Genomic DNA, 19,716 nt, shown 5'->3' with positions numbered 1-19,716 from the left:
CGTGAACGCTAAACTTTTAGCTTTTCTCGGCTTTCGATGTCCTTGCGTGCAGAATCTCGTCCAGAATGACGCAACCGGCACCAATCGTAATGAACGAATCCGCCAGATTGAACACCGCAAAGGACCAGGTATCCGTGTGGAACAGAATATAGTCGATCACATGGCCATAGAGAAAACGGTCGAAAATATTGCCCGCCGCGCCCGCGATAATCAGCGCGAAACCCAGATGCGCGAAGGTGCGGTCTTTATCTGTCTTGCGCCACAACCAGATCACGAAAGCCACGATGACCAGGCGCATGGTGACGATGAACCAGCCTTCCATGCCAGACAGCATGGAGAAGGCGACGCCCAGATTATAGGTGCGATAAAGCGCCCAGAACGGGATGACCGGCACCAATTTCTGCAAGGGAAGATAGGCTTCCACCAACAGCTTGATGATCTGGTCGGCAATCAGCGCAAAGGCGATAAACGCCACGGCTGGAACAGGCTTTGAGAACAGGGCGGCTTTTGCCATCATTTTACCGGTGCAAGTTCGAGAAGATGACGGCGGGATTCAAACAGCATGACCGCTGTTGCAATCGCCAGATTAAGCGAGTCGGCCCGTCCCTGTTGTGGAATACGGGCCAGCTGGTCAGCCTTGGACGCCAGTTCAGACGGCAGGCCGGCCTGTTCGTTGCCCATCAAGATCACGGTCGGCTTCTTTTTGTAATCGATGGTGCGATAATCCACCGAACCGGCCAGATGCGTGGCAACAACGCTGACACCGGCGGATTTCTTCCAGCTCAGAAACTCGTCGACGGTGGCGTGTGCGACAGGTATCGCAAACACAGAGCCCATCGTGGCGCGCACGGTTTCCAGCGAAAACGGATCGGTGCAATCGCCCACCAGAATAACGCCGGACGCGCCAGCAGCGTCTGCCGTGCGAATAATCGTGCCGAGATTGCCCGGATCACGCACGCGGTCGAGCGCGATATAGGTCTGGCCATCCTGCGGCTCGATATCCTTCAGCGGCGTCCATTTCTGGTCGAAAATGCCCACCACCATCTGCGGATTGTCGCGCCGCGTGATGGAGGAAAGCACTTTTTCGGTGACTTCCAGCACCAATCCGCCGGAGGCAACGGTCTTCGCCGCCACCTGCTCGACCAAAGGCTTGCCCTTGACGTTTTTGGCATACACCAGCGTGCGGATGGTCCAGCCCAGTTCCAACGCATCGATCACCAGCTTCAGGCCTTCGGCCATGAAGGTGCCGGTCTCTTCCCGGCCCTTTTTCTGGGTCAGGTTCTTGATGTCTTTGATAATGGGGTTGGCGAGGCTCGTGACCTCTTTGACCTGCCCTACCCGCCCCGGTCTGTTTTCACGGCGATCATCGGTCATTTCGGCATCCAGCGGCTGAAGAGTGAGGTGGAAAGCACACGGCCCGGCGTTTTGCCATCAAGCCCGGCTTCCCGAATAACGAGTTCGCCGGAGGTGACCTCGCCGCCCGCGCCGCGCATGGTTTCCCGCATCAACTCGTGCATGGAATAGAAGCTGGCGCGGATCGAATAGGCTGTGAGGACGAGGCCGACGGCTTTCGGCGACAGAATATCACGGCAGATATCCAGCATCAGCGGCAAATGTTCGAACAGTTGCCAGATCTCGCCATGGGTGCCACGGCCAAAGTGCGGCGGATCAGTGAGAATGATGTCATACGTGTTGCCGCGCCGTTCTTCGCGCTGGATAAACTTCATTGCATCTTCGCAAATCCAGCGGATCGGCGCGTTTTCCAACCCGGCCAGCGCCTGATTTTCCCGCGCCCAGCCAATGGCTTTCTTGGAGGCGTCCACATGCGTCACTTCCGCACCGGCAGCCGCCGCCACCAGCGAGGCAACACCGGTATAACCGAACAGATTGAGCACCTTCAGCGGGCGATCAGCAGCCTCGATGGTGTTTTTCAGCCATTCCCAATGAACGATCTGTTCCGGGAAAACACCGACATGGCGAAAGGCGGTGAACCGGCCCAGAAAATTAACGCCGAGAAGAGACAGCGGCCATGTTTCGCCGGTCGCTTCTTTCGAAAAGCGCCAGCGGCCCATGCCGTCTTCATCCGTATCGCCGGTGAAGATGGCGTCGGCATTGTCCCACACGCGCTGCGGCAGCGCCGGACGCCACAGCGCCTGCGCTTCCGGGCGCACGATGCGGTATTGGCCGTATTGTTCCAGCTTCAACCCGTTGCCCATGTCGATCAGATGGAAATCACCGGCACCCATTGATTCCAGAATGACAGGAACCTGCTCACCCGGCAGAGCGCCGGTGCGCTCCTTCAACGGGCGTGGTGGGGCCTGGTCGGTCGTTGGCGGCGCGACCTGCACTTTTTCTTTTACGGGGGCCTTCACGCTGGCAGTGGCGGCAGGGCGCACATAGTCGGCAGAGCGACCGCGCGGTGCGCTATCCTTCTGCCGTGTCGGCTTGGCTGGACCTTTTTGCCGGTTATCCTGCCCCGCGCGTGTTTTTCCGCCCGGGCGGTTATCATTTTTCTTCAACGGGAATCTTTCCAGCTCTTGGCCAAGTCTGACCGTATCTCATGCGACAGCGAATAACATCACGGCGCGATATTATCAAAGGGTGTGGCGATAACGCCTATCAATTCTGGTTTAGTGACTTCGCAGCAATGCGCGCATCCGCAGGTGCGCCGATGGCAACCGCACTGGCAGCAGCCTTGTGCCGGTCTGCTTCATTGTGCCAGCGAATGGCTTCCTTGGCTTCGACACGAGCGCGCTTGCGGTGTTTGCCCTGCGAAAACCAGGTGACAAGCGAACCCAGCCCGATGCCGAAAATAACCGACAAAAGAATGAACACGAAGAACGGTGCGGAAAACGACAAAACGCTGTCATCTGGCCGGAAAGGGTTGAGCGCCAACGTAACGGCCTGACGGTTCGCTACGCACAACACCACCAGAATGATGGCCAGCGGCACGAGAACCACGAGGTTGACGATCTTTTTTGACATCCAACAATACTCCGTCTTTAGGGGCCTTCAGACAAACCTGCATGGACGTCCATCTAAGAAGCCGAACACCAAGTTCAAGGAACTCAGTCTTCGTCTTCCACATCGCCCATGCCGGGGTTAAGCCGCTCACGCAGCTCTTTGCCGGTCTTGAAGAAAGGAACCCATTTTTCTTCGACAAAAACAGACTCACCCGTGCGCGGGTTCCGTCCGGAACGTGATGGACGGTTTTTCACCGAGAATGCCCCAAAGCCGCGTAGCTCGACGCGATTGCCTGCGGCCAAAGCATCCGTGATCTCGTCCAGCACCGCATTGACGATATTTTCCACGTCACGGTGGTAGAGGTGCGGGTTGTGCGCAGCAACGATCTGCACCAGTTCAGACTTAATCACGGTTGCCCCCTGAAAGAATTGGACTTTTAACGCTCACCAACCTGCCAAACGGAAACAAGACCGTCAAGAAACAACTTGTCGGCACCGAGCTGGCGGGCGGCAGAAAAGGGTAGAAATTCATCATAACCGAGCAGTTTGGCAACACCCGCAACGCTAAAGAGCGAAAACGGCGAGCGTTTGGATGGTGCCGTCCATTCCACGATCGGCAAATCCTTGGCCACCTTGCGCGTGTCGAAATAGGCCCGAATTTCTTTTTCGCCACCAAGCGTGTCGACCAGCTTGACGGCAACGGCCTGACGTCCGGTAAAAATAGACCCGTCGGCCAGTTTCAAAACGTCTTCACGCGGTAGCTTGCGACGATCTGCCACCAGATCGACAAACCAGTTGTAGCTGTCCATCACCATGTTGCGGATCACGGTTTTCGCTTCTTCCGGCGGTTCGTGGAAGGGCGAAGGCTCAGCCTTCAGCGGTGAGGATTTGATTTCCTGCAAGGAAACGCCAAGCTTGTCCAGCAGCGGTCCAACCTGCGGATATTGGAAGATAACGCCAATCGATCCGGTGATCGAGGTATCGCCTGCGATGATCGTGTCGCCTGCGGTGGCAATCATATAACCAGCGGACGCCGCCAGGGTACGGACGTCAGACACAACCGGCTTCTTTTCGGCAACGGCGCGAATGGCCTTGAAAATGCGCTCGCCGCCGTATGTCGTGCCGCCGGGTGAAGAGATGGAAACGATCAGCCCCTTGGCATTATCGCTATCGGCAATTTTTTGCAGACGCTCCAGAAGCTCGGTATCGTCCTGAATAAGACCGCTGATGTCCACACGTGCAATGTGCGGGCGCATACTTTGTTGAGGCTCGGAGAAAGCGAAACGGTAAATCGCAAAACACGCCGCGACCAGAAGAACAACGGCAGCCACGCGCCAGAATGTCAGCTTGCGCCGCAACTGTCTGCGATCTGCGATTGCCATCTGGTCCATTGTCTCACCCTTGATAAGATTAGCTAGAGCTTTCAAGCCTCGCCATATGAGCCTTGTACCGACCTCTTGCAAGGAAACAAACGGGAAAGCATTGTTTTGATAAAAATATCGTAACCCTTGCGCTATTTCAGATAAAAACCATATTGGCAGAGCAAGGCCCTCGTGCCAAAGACAACCGTAATGATGGATGACGTCGCCCGTGTGCCTCCCAAGTGCCCCATGCCGCGCCGATATTGACCTCGGACCCGTAAAAGATGCTTGAACGACTAACCCAGCCAGCGCCCGGTTTTCCTTTCGCCGATGGGCACATACGTGCCTATGAATTGGCGTTGCGCCATTCTGCGCGGGTCAGACGGTTGAAGATCATCCTGCCTCTTGGCGCAGCCATCATTTCGTTTGCCTTCATTGCCGTGTCTCTTGCCCGCACATGGGTTCCCGATGAGGTGTCTCTCAAAAGCGCAACGGTGGAAGACGGCAAGATCGTCATGGAAAAACCTGCCCTTGCCGGACGCAACAATAAGGGCTTCGACTACTCCATGAATGCCGAGCGCGCCTTGCAGGATATTACCAGCCCCAACCTGATGACACTGGAAAAAGTGCTGGCGGCAGTGCCGATGAATGATATCGTGGCTCAGGTTGTTGCGCAGGAAGGTCTTTTTGATCGCGCCACAAACAAGTTGCAAATGACCGCGCCCTTTGACATCAATCTTAGCAATGGCATACAAGCTAAGTTCAAATCTGCGAATGTCGACCTGAAAGCCGGAACGATGGACAGCCAAGAGACTGTCACCATCACGACAAATGACGGTTCGATTGTTGCAGAAAGTTTACGTATTGCAGATAATGGCAGAACGATTACATTTTCGGGGCAGGTACGAGCTCGTATAGCTGCATCGACCATTCAGAACGCAGGCAAGTGAGAGCCCGACCCAGATGATGCAGATTTTGCGCCACGTCCGTTGCACCAACGCCGCTTATTTCGCCGCTGCCATGACGCTTGGCTGTCTTGCCGGTCCCGTGGCCGCGCAAAACGCGACAAGCAGCATGGAAGGCCTCAAGCTTTCCAATGATCAGCCTATCGCGATCGAAAGCGATCAGCTCGAGGTGCGCGATCAGGAGCACAAGGCTTATTTCACCGGCAATGTGAAAGTCGTTCAGGGAACGACAACCTTGCAGGCCGGCAAGATGACCGTTCTTTATAAGAGCAAGGGCGATGGCGCGGCCGCAAATTCGTCGATCACCAGCGGTGGCGCGGATATCGACAAGATTTTTGTCGACAACTCCGTCTACCTGACATCCGGCACCCAGAAGGCGACCGCCGACAAGGGTGAGTTCGACATGGCGGCGCAGACCTTCATTCTGTCCGGCAAGCAGGTTGTGCTGTCGCAGGAAACGAATGTCTTCACCGGCTGCAAACTGACAGTCTTCATGACCACAGGCGAAGCGAAGCTGGAAAGCTGTGGCGGGCCAGTGCGCATCATGCTCGACCCGAAAACACAGAAAAAGCAGTAGTCCGTACCCCGTGAAGATACCTTCCATTTCAAAGTTGTTCGGCAAAGATCAGCCGCGCCCAGCGGAAACCGATAGCGCCCTTGGTGACAAGGCGCGTTACGAAGGCACGTTGATCGCCCACGGCTTGACGAAGACCTACAACACGCGCCGTGTTGTCAACGGCGTGTCGCTGGTCGTTCGCCGTGGCGAAGCCGTTGGCCTCCTGGGCCCGAACGGTGCTGGCAAAACCACCTGTTTTTACATGATCACCGGTCTCGTTCCGGTTGATAGCGGCAAGATCGCCATCAACGGCAATGACGTCACCGGTATGCCGATGTATCGCCGCTCGCGTCTTGGCGTCGGTTATCTTCCGCAGGAAGCCTCGATTTTCCGTGGATTGACGGTCGAAGATAATATTCGTGCTGTTCTGGAAGTGCATGAGAAGGACGAAACGAAGCGCAACCGCAAGCTTGATGAGCTTCTGGAAGAGTTTCACATCTCGCAACTGCGCAAGTCTCCCGCCGTTGCCTTGTCAGGTGGTGAGCGCCGCCGTTTGGAAATTGCCCGCGCCTTGGCGACAGACCCGACCTTCATGTTGCTGGACGAGCCTTTTGCGGGCGTTGATCCGATTTCCGTCAGCGATATCCAGAATCTCGTTCGCCACCTCACCGCACGCGGCATCGGCGTTTTGATCACCGACCATAATGTGCGTGAGACCTTGGGCCTCATCGACCGCGCCTATATCATTCATGCGGGCGAAGTCTTGACCCATGGCAGGGCTTCCGAGATTGTGAACAATGCGGATGTTCGACGCCTGTATCTAGGCAATAATTTTAGCCTCTAAGTGGCTGGTTAGAAAAAACGACGCTTGGCTAGCGCGTACAGCAAAGATTCTTCCGCCCAGCCCCTCGTTGAGCTTGACCAAACAAAAATAAAAAGCAATTTTTGGGCCAGTTGAGACTTTGCCCCTGTAATTCTTAAAAAAACAGGGGTTCAGGGGAGTATTGCGTCCACCATGGCCTTATCCGCCAGTCTTCTGCTGCGTCAAAGCCAGTCTCTGGTCATGACCCCTCAATTGATGCAGTCCATACAGCTGCTTCAGATGACGCATATTGAGCTGACGCAATTCATCGCGCAGGAAGTCGAAAAGAACCCGCTGCTTGAAATTGTGGCGAATGACAGCGATTTAGGCAGCACGTCTGCCGCCAATGATGACAGTTTCGATGGCCCGGGCGAACCGCAAGAACCGTTTTCAGAACCCTCCGCAGAACCAGAGGAATGGTATGGCGACCGCGCCAGCAGCCTGAACGAACAGCTCGACACGAGTTTCGAAAACGTCTTTCAAGATGATGTCGCGCAGCAGAAAGCCGACGCCCCGGAACTCGTCGGGCAGTGGAAGTCCATGCCGGGCGCAAATTCCACGGAAGCCTATGACCTCGACGACTTCGTTGCCAGCAAACCCAGCCTTCGCGACCATATCGGCCAGCAGCTTCCCTTCACCATCTCTTCGCCGCAGGACCGTCTGATTGCGGATGCGCTGCTCGATCATCTGGATGAGACCGGCTATATTGCGACCGATGCCGTGCCTGAAATATCGAGCCGGCTGGGCAAAGCCGAGCGTGACGTGGAACGCGTTCTCCACACATTGCAAAGTCTCGACCCGCCCGGCATTTTCGCCCGATCGCTCAGCGAATGCCTGTCCATCCAGCTTGCCCAGAAAGATCGCCTTGATCCCGCGATGAAGGCATTTGTCTCCAATCTGGAAGTGCTGGCCAAGCGTGATTTTGCCTCTCTCAAAAAACTCTGCGGCGTGGGTGAGGAAGATCTTCTCGATATGCTGTCGGAAATCCGCTCCCTCAATCCCCGCCCCGGTGCGGGGTTTGAAACCGGCATTTCAGAAACCATCGTGCCTGACATCATCGTGCGACCAGCGAGCGACGGAAGCTGGCTGATTGAACTGAACCCCGAAACCTTGCCGCGCGTTCTGGTCAACCAGACTTATTTTGCGCAGGTCTCCAAGGTGAAGGTGCGTGAAGGTGAGGATGGAGATTTTCTGTCGGAATGTATGCAGACCGCCAGTTGGCTGACCCGCAGCCTGGATCAGCGTGCCAAGACCATCATGAAGGTCGCCAGCGAGATTGTGCGCCAGCAGGATGCCTTCCTGATGCATGGCGTGGATCACCTGCGTCCGCTCAATCTCAGGCAGGTGGCAGACGCCATCAAGATGCATGAATCCACCGTCAGCCGTGTAACCTCACGCAAATACATGCTCACGCCACGCGGTCTTTTCGAGCTGAAATATTTCTTCAGCGTCTCGATTGGCGCCGTCGAGGGCGGCGACAATCATTCTGCGGAAGCCGTGCGCCACCGCATCAAGATCATGATTGCGCAGGAAGCTTCGAATGCGGTGCTGTCGGATGACGATATCGTTGAAAATCTGAAAAAAAATGGCGTCGATCTGGCGCGGCGAACGGTCGCAAAATATCGTGAAGCCATGAATATTCCCTCGTCCGTCCAGAGGCGTCGGGAGAAAAAAGCCATGGCAAAAGTTGCGATGGCGTAACCAAAAATTCATACATTTCAAGTTGTTAATAATCTTAATTGACTCTTCATGCCACCAAGGCTAGAAGCTCGCCGCACAGAAGGCAGGGCCTAGACCAACGATAAAGTGTTCACCGTGCCGGGGCGCAAAGCTGGAATGAGTTCGAAAGAGACTCGAAAGGCTTGGAGGAGCGCTTAGGTTGACGTAAGCTGGTATGCGCAAATCACTGAAGAAGGAAAAATTCCATGAGTGTGCGTGTATCTGGTAAACATATGGATATCGGCGAATCGTTCCGTCAGCGGATCGAGGACAACATTAGCCTGGCGATTACCAAATACTTTGATGGGGGGTATTCTGGTCAAGTGACTGTGGAGAAATCCGGTTCGCGTTTCTCTAGCGATTGCAAAATCCACCTCGATACCGGGGTTGTGTTGCATGCTGCTGGCGAGGCGAACGATCCACAGGTGAGTTTCGATGCGGCAGCCTTGAGAATTGAAAAACGGCTTCGCAGATACAAGAGAAAACTGAAGGACCATCATCACAACGCGTCTTCGTCCAATGGCACTCTGGAAGAATATGCCTACACGGTCATGGATGCCGTGCCAGATGAAGATGATGAAGTGCCGGAAGATTTCGCGCCAACAATCGTTGCGGAAACCTCAAAGCAGGTCAAAACAATGACGGTTGCAAGCGCGGTTATGGCGCTGGACATGACAGACGAGCCGGTGTTGCTGTTCCGCAGCCCGGGTAAGGAACTGAATATCGTCTACCGTCGCAACGATGGAAACATCGGCTGGATCGACGCGGCGACGATAAAGAGCTGAATAGTCTGACAAGACACCGGGAGTGCGGCCCCTAACGCGGCTGCACTCCCGGTTTGTCTGGATGGCATTAAGGATATACAGAATGGCGTTGGCAGATTTGCTGCAACAAGATGCGATTATTCCCGCCCTCAAGGTCAATTCCAAAAAGCAACTCTTGCAGGAACTGGCGGCAAAGGCAGCCCGGATCACCGGAGTGCCGGAACGGGAAGTTTTCGACGTCATCTTGCAGCGTGAGCGGCTTGGCTCCACAGGTGTCGGCCATGGCATCGCCATTCCACATGGAAAGCTCGCCAGCATCAATTCGATTGTCGGCGTGTTCGCACGGCTGGACAATGCCGTGGATTTTGAAGCACTGGATGACCAGCCGGTCGATCTCGTCTTTCTGTTGCTGGCACCGGAAGGTGCTGGTGCCGACCATTTGAAGGCACTGTCACGCATCGCCCGCGTTCTGCGCGACACGGAACTGGTGGCCAAATTGCGTGCCACGGATTCCGATACGGCAATTTACACCTTTCTCAATCAGGAACAGGCCAACGCCGCCTGATCCGAAACGTGACGGCGGATGCATTGGTCATGGCTGGCTGCAACGACACCCTTTCGGCAAACGGTGCGGGCTACCAGACAAGTGGGATTACAGCTGACAATCTACCGGTGTTCGCAGATGCGCTGAAACAGCGGCTGACCTTCCCGATGGGCTGGTCGGCGCACGTCACCGATCTTCCCGAATGGAAAAAAAAAGCCCGAGCCAAGCTCTGGGAACTGACGCTGCAAAACCCTGATCAGACGGACTTTAACGCAGAGATCATAGATGAAGTCGATCGCGGCACATATGTTGCCAAGAAGATTGCCTTCAATCTCACACGCGACAGCCGCGTGCTGGCCCTCTTGCTGGTGCCGAAGGGTGATGGCCCGTTCCCCGCTGCGGTGGTCTACCACGATCACGGCTCGACCTTCGATATCGGCAAGGAAAAGCTGATCGAGACGTGGGGGAACGATGCCAGATCACAATCCTCCCAAGCCTGGGCCGAGCGGTTTTTCTCCGGTCGCTTTGTCGGTGATGAATTGGCGCGACGTGGTTATGTCGTGCTGGCAGCCGATGCTTTGGGCTGGGGCGATCGTGGCCCCCTCATTTATGACGGCCAGCAGGCCCTTGCTGCCAACGTCGCCAATCTGGGCCTTTCGCTGGCGGGCTTGATGGCGTTGGAGGACACACGCGCCGCAGGTTTTCTCGCCAGCATTCGCCGAGTGGACACATCGCGCATCGCGTCGGTCGGTTTTTCCATGGGCGCATTCCGCGCATGGCAGGCCGCAGCTCTCACCGACACCATCAAGGCAACCATTGCCGTCAACTGGATGGGGACGGCAGGCGGGCTGATGGTGCCCGGCAACAATCAGTTACGGGGCGGTTCGGCCTGGCACATGACCCATCCGGGACTGATGCAGCATCTGGATTACCCAGATGTCGCAAGCCTCAGCGCGCCAAACCCGATGCTGATGTTTGCCGGTGAGGAAGATAGACTCTTCCCCGTGCCATCCGTAAACGACGCTTTTGATAAAATGAAAAATGTCTGGGCTGCCTGGAATGCAGCAGACCGCTTCGAAAGCAAATTCTGGCCTTGTGGCCATGTGTTCGAGACGGAACAGCAGGATTATGCTTTTGGTTGGCTGGATGGTCGGTTTGGGCGGTGATTAGACGCCTGACCTACCCCAAATCCTCCGTCACCGCGAACCCGATCCGGGGTCCAGCGACCGCGCATCTGCGCGGTCAAAAGGCTCTTGCGCGCCGCAGACGCGGCGCTGCTGGACGGATCAAGTCCAGCATGACGGTTTAACTCAAGCGTCTTTCTCGTTCACGCTGCTCGTACCCGGCTCTGCACCCGCAGGCACATCACCCTTCGGGCCACCCTTGGCGACGCCCACCATGGCAGGGCGCAGAACGCGGTCGCCGATGGTAAAGCCAGCCTGCACCACCTGAACAACCGTGTTGTTCGGCACGGCGGTGTTTGGGATTTCAAACATGGCCTGGTGGAAGTTCGGGTCGAACTTTTCGCCTTCCGCGTCGATCTTGCGGATGCCGTGACGTTCCAGCGCCGACAGCATGGAGCGTTCGGTCATGTCCACGCCTTCGATCACGCCGGTGATGGCGGCATCGGCGTTGGCCTTGAGTTCAGCCGGAATGGTTTCCAGTGCACGACGAAGATTGTCGGAAACGGCCAGCATGTCGCGGGCGAAACCTGAAACGGAATAGGCCTTGGCGTCCTTGACTTCACGCTCGGTGCGACGGCGCAGATTGTCCATTTCGGCAGCAAGGCGCAGGAACTTGTCGCGCAGATCGGCATTCTCGGCCTTCAGCACGTCCAGCGGATCCGGCTCTGCCTGCTCAGGCACTGCATTTTCCGCAACTTCGGCTTCAAGCGCCTCGTCAACGACGTCTGCGTCAGGTCCGGCTTTATTGGTGTTATCGGTCATGACGTTCTCCAGCTTCACAAATGTTCATAGGTTGAGCCCGATATCGAACTTTGCCATGCAAAAATCAAGGCTCGCAGATAAAACCGCCGCTTTTTCGACCAAGCTTTTAACAATCAGCGTCTTTTGCTGGAAAGGCGGGCCATGATTTGCGCGGTATAGTCCACCATCGGCACGATACGCGAGTAATTCAGCCGCGTCGGACCGATCACGCCCACCGCGCCCACGACCCGGTTTTCGTCATCCCGGTAAGGCGCCACGATCAACGATGACCCGGACAGCGAAAACAGCTTGTTCTCCGAGCCGATGAAGATTCTAACCCCTGAGCCGGTTTCGGCCAGATTGAGAACCTCGATCAGATTGTCCTTGCGCTCCAGATCATCAAACAGCAGGCGCACGCGGTCGATGTCCTCTTCCCCCGCCAGACCTTCCAGAAGGTTGGAGCGCCCGCGCACGATCAGCCGCCCGATCTTGCCCTCTTCATTGTCGCCAGACCACACCGCCAGCCCGCGCTCCACCAGATCCTGCGCCAGTGTGCTGAGTGCGGTCTGAAGCTCGTTCTTTTGCCGCAGCAACGAATTGCGCAACTCCGGCAGCGTCTGACCGCCCAGATGCGCGTTGATGAAATTGGCCGCTTCCGTCAGTTGCGAAGAGGTAATGCCGGCGGGCAGTTCGATAATGCGGTTTTCGACCTGATTGTGGTCGCCCACCAGAATGGCAAGCCCCTTGGTGGGCTCCAGACGAATGAACTCCACATGTTTCAGCACCGCATCGCTTTTGGTGGTCAACACCAGCCCTGCCCCGCGGGACATGCCGGACAACATGCGGCTTGCCTCCGTCAGCAACCCCTCGATCGGCTGCTCGCGGCCAGAGACCGGGCCAATCTGCCGGTCTATGCTGGCGCGCTGCTCTTCCGGCAGATCACCCACCTGCATGAAGGCGTCCACGAAGAACCGCAGACCAATCTGCGTCGGCAGACGGCCAGCGCTGATATGCGGCGAATAGATCAGGCCAAGCTCTTCCAGATCGCTCATCACATTGCGAACGGACGCGGGCGATAGCGACATCGGCAACACGCGCGACAGATTGCGCGAGCCGAGCGGTTCGCCGTTTTCGAGATAACCTTCCACGATGCGCCGGAATATCTCGCGGGAGCGATCATCCAGAAGTGCACCCGGTTCTTTACCGATTGGAGGAGAGATGCTCATATCGCCCGTTCTTTTTAATGGAATTCAGCACAATGAATATAGTCGCCCCCGTCCAGAACTCACAATGGATATTCTGCGGAAATTCTGCCTCTGCCGTACTCCGCCCCGCTTTTCCTTTGCAAAACCGTTAACGCCGCCGTAGAAGGCGGAGATTAAAACGGAGACACAAGACATGCGGCCTTCAGGCAGAAAAACCGACCAGATGCGCAAGGTTTCCTTCGAGCGCAATTTCTCCAAGCACGCTGAGGGTTCCTGTCTGGTCAAATTTGGCGATACGCATGTTCTCGTCACCGCCAGCCTTGAAGAAAAAACGCCGCCATGGCTGCGCAACAGCGGCAAAGGCTGGGTCACAGCCGAATACGGCATGTTGCCCCGCTCCACCCATGAGCGTATGAAGCGCGAAGCCTCGACAGGCAAGCAGGGCGGCAGAACGCAGGAAATCCAGCGTCTCATTGGTCGTTCGCTGCGCGCCGTGGTCGATCTTCAGGCGCTGGGCGAGCGCCAGATCAGCATCGATTGCGATGTCATTCAGGCCGATGGCGGCACCCGCACAGCCTCCATCACCGGCGCGTGGATCGCCCTTCACGATTGCTTGAAGTGGATGGAAAGCCGCAACATGATCAAGGTCGAAAAGGTTCTCAAAGACCATATCGCTGCGATCTCTTGCGGCATCTTTGCCAGCCAGCCCGTGATCGATCTGGATTATCTTGAAGATTCCTCGGCTGAAACCGATGCCAACTTCGTCATCACGGGGTCCGGCGGCATCGTGGAAATTCAAGGCACTGCCGAGGGCGCACCTTTCTCGGAAGACGAATTCCTGACCCTGCTCGGCCTTGCCAAAAACGGCTGCGCCGAGCTTGTCGCGCTGCAAAAGCAGGCGATTGCCTGAACCGGGACCGGAAAACCATGCGCAAACTCGATACCAGAACCATCGTCGTTGCCAGCCACAACAAGGGCAAGATTGCCGAAATCGCCGACCTGATCGGCCCATTCGGTTTCTCTGCCAAATCTGCTGCGGAACTGAACTTCGCAGAGCCTGACGAAACAGGCACGACGTTTGAAGAAAACGCGGAAATCAAGGCGCTGGCATCCGCCAAGGCCTCCGGCCTGCCAGCCCTTTCCGACGACAGCGGTTTGGTGATCGATGCGCTGGATGGCGCACCGGGCGTTTACACCGCCAACTGGGCAGAAACGGCTGATGGCACCCGCGACTTCGCCATGGCGATGCAGAAGGTTGAAGACGCGCTTCAAGAGCGCGGCGCAACCGAGAGCCAAGCCCGCACTGCCCGTTTCGTCAGCGTTCTGTGCCTTGCATGGCCGGATGGCCACACGGAGTTTTTCCGAGGCGAGGTCGAAGGTGCGGTCGCATGGCCGCCCCGTGGTCTCAGCGGCTTTGGTTATGACCCTGTGTTTCAGCCGGAAGGTTATGAGACGACATTCGGCGAGATGAGTGCAGAGGAAAAACACGGCTGGAAACCGGGCGATGAACACGCCCTGTCCCACCGCGCCCGCGCCTTCAAGAAATTCGTCGAAACCTGTCTCAGCGCATGATGACCGATCTTGGGAGCAGGTTCTCCCCTGCCCCAAATAACACAATAGCGCCGGATACAGGTGATCCCGGTTTCGGCGTTTATGTGCACTGGCCCTTCTGCGCGGCCAAATGTCCCTATTGCGATTTCAACAGCCATGTCCGCCACAAGCCGGTGGATCAGGACCGTTTCGTTGCCGCTTTCCTGAAGGAAATGGACACGATGCGGCAGCTGAGTGGCTCTAAAGTCGTCACCAGCATCTTCATGGGCGGCGGCACGCCCTCCCTCATGGATCCGCAGACTGTGGGTGCCATTCTGGATGGCATCGCCCGTTTCTGGCATGTGCCTGACGGTATTGAGATCACCATGGAAGCCAACCCTTCCAGCGTGGAAGCGGAGCGTTTTCGCGGCTACCGCGCCGCGGGTGTCAACCGCGTGTCCATGGGCGTGCAGGCACTGAACGACCGCGACCTGAAATTTCTTGGACGCCTGCATGATGTGGCCGATGCGCTGAAGGCCATCAGGCTTGCCCGCGAAATTTTTCCGCGCATGTCTTTCGACCTCATCTATGCCCGCCCCAACCAGACTGTCGAGGAATGGGAAAAAGAGCTCGCGGAAGCCATTTCCTATGCGGTCGATCACCTGTCGCTTTACCAGTTGACGATTGAAGAAGGCACGGCCTTTTACGGTCTGCACAAGGCCGGCAAACTCATCGTGCCGGATGGCGATCAATCTGCCCTTCTCTATGAAGCCACGCAAGAAATCACCGCGCGCCACGGGATGCTCGCTTACGAGGTCTCCAACCACGCCGTCCCCGGCGCGGAAAGCCGCCATAACCTGACCTATTGGCGTTATGGCGATTACGCCGGTATCGGCCCCGGCGCGCACGGACGCCTGACCAAAGGCAACGCAAAACTCGCCACCGCCACTGAACGGCACCCGGAAACATGGTTGGACGCCGTCGAACGCGAAGGCCACGGCATCGTCGATCAGGAGCTTTTAGGCGTCGAAGAACAGTCCGACGAGTTGTTGCTCATGGGCCTGCGCCTGCGCGAAGGCATAGACCTTGCCCGCTGGAGCGACCTCTCCGGCCGTGATCTTGACCCGGATAAGGAAGACTTCCTTCTTCAACACGGTTTTATCGAGCGCATCGGCAATTCCCGCCTGCGCTGCACGCCATCCGGCATGTTGATATTGGATTCGGTCGTGGCCGATCTGGCGTGAGTAGCCGGTGAAAGAAACACTTCGCCAGCTTTTAGAGCCTTGCCCTTATCATCGCCGTGACGCCGAACCACCGTCTGACGAACATTCGCGATGATGACTTCTACCGTCCCTATGCGGCCTTGCTACCTGAACCTTGACGGGCCGGATAATCCGACTTTATCGACGAACCGTCTTCGCGTTGCACGTTACGGCGGTTGAGTTTAAACAGGCTGACGAGTTCCGCAAGCGCCTCAGCACCATGCGCCAGCGTGCTGCTGATCGCGGTCGTGCGGGCGCTCATGGCCGTGTTTTCCTTGGTCATCTTGTCCAAGCGGCTGACGGCTTGGCTGATATCGCTCAGGCTTGATGCCTGCTCATCGGCGGCATGGGCGATCTTTTCGACATTGTCATCGATTTCCTTCACCAGCGTGTTGATCTCCTTCAGCGCTTCGCCGGTCCTGCCGACCAACCTCACGCCTTCGAGCACTTCGGTGCCGGAATTGTTGATGAGAATCTTGATTTCCTTGGCGGCATTGGCAGAGCGCTGTGCCAGTTCACGCACTTCCTGCGCCACCACCGCAAAACCTTTGCCAGCCTCGCCTGCACGGGCAGCTTCCACGCCTGCATTCAAGGCCAGAAGATTGGTCTGGAATGCAATTTCATCAATCACGCCGATGATCTGGCTGATTTCTCCCGATGCGGTCTCGATGCGGCGCATGGCGTTGATTGTCTGCTCCACAACCTCGGTCGACGTCGCCGTGGAGGCACGGGCGCTCTGCACAAGCTGGCGCGTTTGCTTCGTGTTCTCGGTGGCGGAAACAACGGTGCTGGTAATCTCGCCGAGCGCGGCAGATGTCTCATCAAGGGCGGCCGCTTGCTTGAGAGAGCGTTGCGCCAGATCCTCGGAGGCTTCGCGCACCTCTTGGCTGCCCTTGCTGAGATCACCGGTTTGCCCGAGAACATTGACAAGAGTGCGCTGGAATTCGCCAATAGACTTGTTGAAGTCCTGCCGCAGCCGTTCGAACTCACCGACGAAGGGTTGATCCATCGTCACGCGAATATTGCACTGCGACAGTCGCTCCAGCGCGGCACCGATTTCTTCTACCGCATGCATGCGCTCCGTCACATCTGCGGCGAATTTAACCACCTTGAACACCCGCCCCTTGTCATCAAAGATCGGGTTGTAGGAGGCCTGGATGAAAACGCGACGGTTATCCTTGCCGATCCGCATAAACTGTCCAACCGAAAATCTGCCTGCGCGGAGCTCTTTCCAGAAGTTTTTGTATTCCGGCGATTGCGCATGGGCAGGCTCGCAGAACATAGAATGATGTTTGCCGATAATCTCGTCCGCACTATAGCCCAGCGTGGCGAGAAAGTTCTCGTTGGCGCTGACAATCTGGCCATCCGGCGTAAATTCGATGACGGCTTGCGCCCGTGACAACGCCGCGAGCTTGCCTTCATCCTCAGCGCTCTTGCGCTTCAAAAGCGTGATGTCGGTGGCGATCTTGACGACCTTGTAGGGCTTGCCGAAACGGAAGACCGGATTATAGGACGCTTCAATCCATATCTCGTCGCCATTTTTTGCCAGTCTGCGGTATTGGCGGCGGTCGTATTCGCCACGCGCCAGCCTTGCCCAGAACGCCTTATATTCGGGCGAGGCAACCTCTTCCGGCAAAACGAAGATGCTATGATGACGACCGACGATCTCGGCCTTGCCATAACCGACAGCCTTGCAGAAATTTTCATTCGCCGTCAGGATGTTACCGGAAAGATCGAACTCGATGATAGCCTGTGACCGCCCAAGGGCATCAAGCACGGCCGACGCATCAAAGCCGAATTGAGGAAAACGAGACATTCCGGACCCCTGAAAGATAAAACTGTCGAAGCCGCACGCGCTCTGCCAGCGAGGGAAAAGGCGGCGCAACCGTACCAAGGGGGAACAGTAAATAAAGACCGTTAATTAGTATTTAAACACAACAATTATGCCGGTGGTGTAAAATCCCGGCTTCTCGAAAAAAGCTCGATCCATATCGCCTTATCGCTCATCGATCCCAAATGTCGACCAATCCGCGCCCTATGCAGGTTCAGGCAACCATTGGTAGAGGGTGTCGAAGGCGTCAGCCGAGACAAACTCAAAACCCAGTGACAGATAAAAGGTGTTCGCAGGACTGCCCTTCAATGCCATCAACCGTATCGGCAACGACAAGTCCCGCGCTTGATTTTTTAGCGTATCGACCACAATACGGCCGATACCCATGCCTTGATGACGATCACGAATGTAGAGGTGATCAAGGTAAAGATGATCCACCTTTTTGCGCACGACAAAGAAGCCAACGGTTTCTTCCGCTCTGCGAATGATACTCGTTTCCGTGGGATTGAAAGAATTGAGGAAGCGATCTTTCGCGCGCTGGCGATCAAATCGCCCCACAGCCTCCAGGCTAGGCCGCATGGCTTCAACCCGGATGTCTGCAAGCTCTTCCGCATCTGCCGTGCTGGCAGCGCTGAACCTTATGTCTGTTTCGGGCATGGCCATCGTCTTCTTGCGTCAACCAATCCCGCATTCAACCATCTGTTGAGACTGAATTGTAAAACGGCCAAGTGTCCTTGGCCGTTTTAATCTTAAGCTTTAATCTTAAGCGTTGTTTTCGTTGATCAACCGCTTCAGCAACTCCACCTCGTGACCGAGTTTCGTGTCTCCACCGATCAGTTCCTCGATCTTGCGCACGGCGTGAAGCACTGTGGTGTGATCGCGTCCGCCGAAGCGGCGACCGATTTCGGGGAAGGAGCGTGGGGTCAGCATCTTGGCAAGATACATGGCGACCTGACGCGGCTTGACGATGACACGGGTGCGGCGGTTGGAGACCAGCTCCTGACGCGAGACATTGTAGTGTCGTGCGACGATACGCTGAATGTCTTCGATGCGAACGCGTTTGGCTTCGCCAGCACCCACCAGATGCGCCAGCAATTCGTCCACGCGCTCGACCGAAAGGTTCGGTTCGAAAGAGCGGCGGAAAATCAGCTGGTTGAACGCGCCTTCCAGTTCACGACCGCTGGCGGTGACGCTGCGGGCAACGTGAGAGACGATGTCTTCGGGAATGTCGAAACCGGGATCTTCGACGCGGGCCGTTGCGATACGCTGTGTCAGCATCTCATATCGCATTTCGTAATCCGGGCCTTCGATTTCGATGGCCATGCCACCCTGAAGGCGCGAACGCACACGCGGATCAAGCGATTCCAGCTCCCATGGCGCGCGGTCTGCGGCCACGACAACCTGCTTGGCGCTGTCCAGCAACATATTCAGCAGATGGCAGAATTCGTGCTGGATCATCTTGCCTTGCAGGAACTGCATGTCATCGATGACCAGAAGGTCGATATTGCGCAGCGTGTCCTTCAGCGTCAGCGCATCATTGTCACGGATCGCGGTTGCGAAACGCCACATGAAATATTCCGCCGTCAGATAGACCACACGCGGATTGCGCGGGCTGTCAATGGCTGCATTGGCGATGGCCTGAAGAAGATGCGTCTTTCCAAGGCCCACACCCGCATGAATGAACAGCGGGTTGAAGCGCACGGCACCGGCGCCAGCTTCGGCAATCGTTTTTGCCGCAGCCAGAGCCACGCGGTTGGACGCGCCTTCGACAAAGGTATCAAAGGTGAAGCGTGTGTCCAAAGGAGAGCCAAACAGCGGGCCGGAACCCGAGTGGCGCACCACGGGTGCAGATGCCGCAGCATGGGTCTGTGCAGCCGTTGTTGGCTGTGGCGGAATGAACGGCTTGGCGCGCTGCGCCGTGCCATTCATGTCCGATACGGGCAAAGCGCGTTCTTCGACCCGTGCAGGCTGCACAGGGCGGCTTGCCGAGCGCACCAGAATTTCGACCTTCAAGACATCCGCATCTTCGGCCTGCACCAGCGTGGTGATGAGGTCGATGTAACGGTTGTTGATCCAGGATTTCAGAAACGTCGTTGGAACGGTAAAACGCACGACGCTTTTGGATACGGAGTGAAGTTTCAGACGCGCGAACCAGCTTGCATAAACTTCCGGTCCAACCTGCGCCTTCAACCGCGCGCTAAAACGTTCGAATAGCGCGTCATATTTCAT

General features: G+C 56.6%; 22 protein-coding genes. 11 read left to right on the top strand and 11 right to left on the bottom strand.

Annotated elements, in window-relative coordinates; translation table 11 throughout:
• Positions 1-16: 16 nt before the first annotated feature.
• The 6 genes from lspA to sppA form a co-directional block, all read right to left on the bottom strand.
• Entirely contained in the window at positions 17-514 is a 498-nt protein-coding gene (gene lspA / locus RMR16_RS00110; RefSeq protein WP_320201206.1) for a signal peptidase II, read from the bottom strand.
• Positions 514-1,374: a TrmH family RNA methyltransferase gene (locus RMR16_RS00105; RefSeq protein ID WP_320201205.1), complete on the bottom strand. Its 861-nt coding sequence runs from the start codon at positions 1,372-1,374 to the stop codon at positions 514-516. The genes lspA and RMR16_RS00105 overlap by 1 nt, the downstream gene beginning before the upstream one ends.
• The gene (locus RMR16_RS00100) at positions 1,371-2,519 is read right to left on the bottom strand and encodes a class I SAM-dependent methyltransferase (RefSeq protein WP_320201204.1); all 1,149 of its coding nucleotides are present in this window, start codon (positions 2,517-2,519) and stop codon (positions 1,371-1,373) included. The genes RMR16_RS00105 and RMR16_RS00100 overlap by 4 nt, the downstream gene beginning before the upstream one ends.
• Positions 2,520-2,619: 100 nt before the next feature.
• The gene (locus RMR16_RS00095) at positions 2,620-2,985 is read right to left on the bottom strand and encodes a DUF1049 domain-containing protein (RefSeq protein ID WP_320201203.1); all 366 of its coding nucleotides are present in this window, start codon (positions 2,983-2,985) and stop codon (positions 2,620-2,622) included.
• Positions 2,986-3,068: 83 nt separating this feature from the next.
• On the bottom strand, positions 3,069-3,374 hold the full coding sequence (locus RMR16_RS00090; RefSeq protein WP_432353932.1) for an integration host factor subunit beta: 306 nt from the start codon (positions 3,372-3,374) through the stop codon (positions 3,069-3,071).
• A 26-nt stretch (positions 3,375-3,400) separates the two neighbouring features.
• A complete protein-coding gene (sppA, locus tag RMR16_RS00085) occupies positions 3,401-4,354 on the bottom strand; it encodes a signal peptide peptidase SppA (protein WP_320201202.1) in 954 nt (317 codons plus the stop codon).
• 254 nt (positions 4,355-4,608) lie between these two features.
• Between sppA and RMR16_RS00080 the strand changes: the two genes are divergently transcribed.
• From RMR16_RS00080 to RMR16_RS00045, 8 genes are all read left to right on the top strand, one after another.
• Positions 4,609-5,274, top strand: coding sequence for an LPS export ABC transporter periplasmic protein LptC (locus RMR16_RS00080; protein ID WP_320201201.1), 666 nt, complete (start codon positions 4,609-4,611; stop codon positions 5,272-5,274).
• Positions 5,275-5,287: 13 nt separating this feature from the next.
• Entirely contained in the window at positions 5,288-5,866 is a 579-nt protein-coding gene (locus tag RMR16_RS00075; protein WP_413786030.1) for an LptA/OstA family protein, read from the top strand.
• A 34-nt stretch (positions 5,867-5,900) separates the two neighbouring features.
• The gene (gene lptB / locus RMR16_RS00070; protein ID WP_413786031.1) at positions 5,901-6,689 is read left to right on the top strand and encodes an LPS export ABC transporter ATP-binding protein; all 789 of its coding nucleotides are present in this window, start codon (positions 5,901-5,903) and stop codon (positions 6,687-6,689) included.
• 171 nt (positions 6,690-6,860) lie between these two features.
• Positions 6,861-8,408, top strand: coding sequence for an RNA polymerase factor sigma-54 (rpoN, locus tag RMR16_RS00065; protein WP_320201200.1), 1,548 nt, complete (start codon positions 6,861-6,863; stop codon positions 8,406-8,408).
• Positions 8,409-8,632: 224 nt separating this feature from the next.
• Entirely contained in the window at positions 8,633-9,211 is a 579-nt protein-coding gene (hpf, locus tag RMR16_RS00060; protein ID WP_320201199.1) for a ribosome hibernation-promoting factor, HPF/YfiA family, read from the top strand.
• Positions 9,212-9,293: 82 nt separating this feature from the next.
• The gene (gene ptsN / locus RMR16_RS00055; protein ID WP_320201198.1) at positions 9,294-9,755 is read left to right on the top strand and encodes a PTS IIA-like nitrogen regulatory protein PtsN; all 462 of its coding nucleotides are present in this window, start codon (positions 9,294-9,296) and stop codon (positions 9,753-9,755) included.
• Between the two features lie 29 nt (positions 9,756-9,784).
• Positions 9,785-10,900 carry a dienelactone hydrolase family protein gene (locus RMR16_RS00050; RefSeq protein ID WP_320201197.1) on the top strand — a complete coding sequence of 372 codons (1,116 nt, stop codon included), beginning with the start codon at positions 9,785-9,787 and terminating at the stop codon, positions 10,898-10,900.
• Positions 10,897-11,043, top strand: coding sequence for a hypothetical protein (locus RMR16_RS00045; RefSeq protein ID WP_432353928.1), 147 nt, complete (start codon positions 10,897-10,899; stop codon positions 11,041-11,043). Before RMR16_RS00050 ends, RMR16_RS00045 begins: the two co-directional genes overlap by 4 nt.
• A 1-nt stretch (position 11,044) precedes the next feature.
• Here the strand turns inward: RMR16_RS00045 and grpE are convergent, their stop codons facing one another.
• Together grpE and hrcA are read right to left on the bottom strand one after the other, a co-directional pair.
• The gene (gene grpE, locus RMR16_RS00040) at positions 11,045-11,680 is read right to left on the bottom strand and encodes a nucleotide exchange factor GrpE (protein WP_320201196.1); all 636 of its coding nucleotides are present in this window, start codon (positions 11,678-11,680) and stop codon (positions 11,045-11,047) included.
• A gap of 113 nt (positions 11,681-11,793) precedes the next feature.
• The gene (hrcA, locus tag RMR16_RS00035; protein ID WP_320201195.1) at positions 11,794-12,885 is read right to left on the bottom strand and encodes a heat-inducible transcriptional repressor HrcA; all 1,092 of its coding nucleotides are present in this window, start codon (positions 12,883-12,885) and stop codon (positions 11,794-11,796) included.
• Positions 12,886-13,057: 172 nt separating this feature from the next.
• Between hrcA and rph the strand changes: the two genes are divergently transcribed.
• Genes rph through hemW form a run of 3 tightly spaced genes read left to right on the top strand, consistent with a single transcriptional unit; the run spans position 13,058 to position 15,638 of the window.
• The gene (gene rph, locus RMR16_RS00030; protein ID WP_320201194.1) at positions 13,058-13,774 is read left to right on the top strand and encodes a ribonuclease PH; all 717 of its coding nucleotides are present in this window, start codon (positions 13,058-13,060) and stop codon (positions 13,772-13,774) included.
• Positions 13,775-13,791: 17 nt separating this feature from the next.
• On the top strand, positions 13,792-14,436 hold the full coding sequence (gene rdgB / locus RMR16_RS00025; RefSeq protein WP_320201193.1) for an RdgB/HAM1 family non-canonical purine NTP pyrophosphatase: 645 nt from the start codon (positions 13,792-13,794) through the stop codon (positions 14,434-14,436).
• A complete protein-coding gene (gene hemW, locus RMR16_RS00020) occupies positions 14,436-15,638 on the top strand; it encodes a radical SAM family heme chaperone HemW (RefSeq protein ID WP_320201323.1) in 1,203 nt (400 codons plus the stop codon). The genes rdgB and hemW overlap by 1 nt, the downstream gene beginning before the upstream one ends.
• A 109-nt stretch (positions 15,639-15,747) precedes the next feature.
• On the opposite strand, the gene RMR16_RS00015 is transcribed toward hemW, so the two are convergent.
• The 3 genes from RMR16_RS00015 to dnaA all read right to left on the bottom strand — a co-directional run bounded on the left by RMR16_RS00015 (position 15,748) and on the right by dnaA (position 19,716).
• Positions 15,748-17,472 carry a methyl-accepting chemotaxis protein gene (locus tag RMR16_RS00015; protein WP_320201192.1) on the bottom strand — a complete coding sequence of 575 codons (1,725 nt, stop codon included), beginning with the start codon at positions 17,470-17,472 and terminating at the stop codon, positions 15,748-15,750.
• A 219-nt stretch (positions 17,473-17,691) separates the two neighbouring features.
• On the bottom strand, positions 17,692-18,144 hold the full coding sequence (locus tag RMR16_RS00010; RefSeq protein ID WP_320201191.1) for a GNAT family N-acetyltransferase: 453 nt from the start codon (positions 18,142-18,144) through the stop codon (positions 17,692-17,694).
• A 105-nt stretch (positions 18,145-18,249) separates the two neighbouring features.
• Positions 18,250-19,716: a chromosomal replication initiator protein DnaA gene (gene dnaA / locus RMR16_RS00005; RefSeq protein WP_320201322.1), complete on the bottom strand. Its 1,467-nt coding sequence runs from the start codon at positions 19,714-19,716 to the stop codon at positions 18,250-18,252.

This window comes from Agrobacterium sp. rho-13.3, from assembly GCF_033957765.2.
Lineage (GTDB): Bacteria > Pseudomonadota > Alphaproteobacteria > Rhizobiales > Rhizobiaceae > Agrobacterium.
Note: the sequence above shows the minus strand (reverse complement) of the source record. Positions and strands in the feature narration are given on the sequence as shown.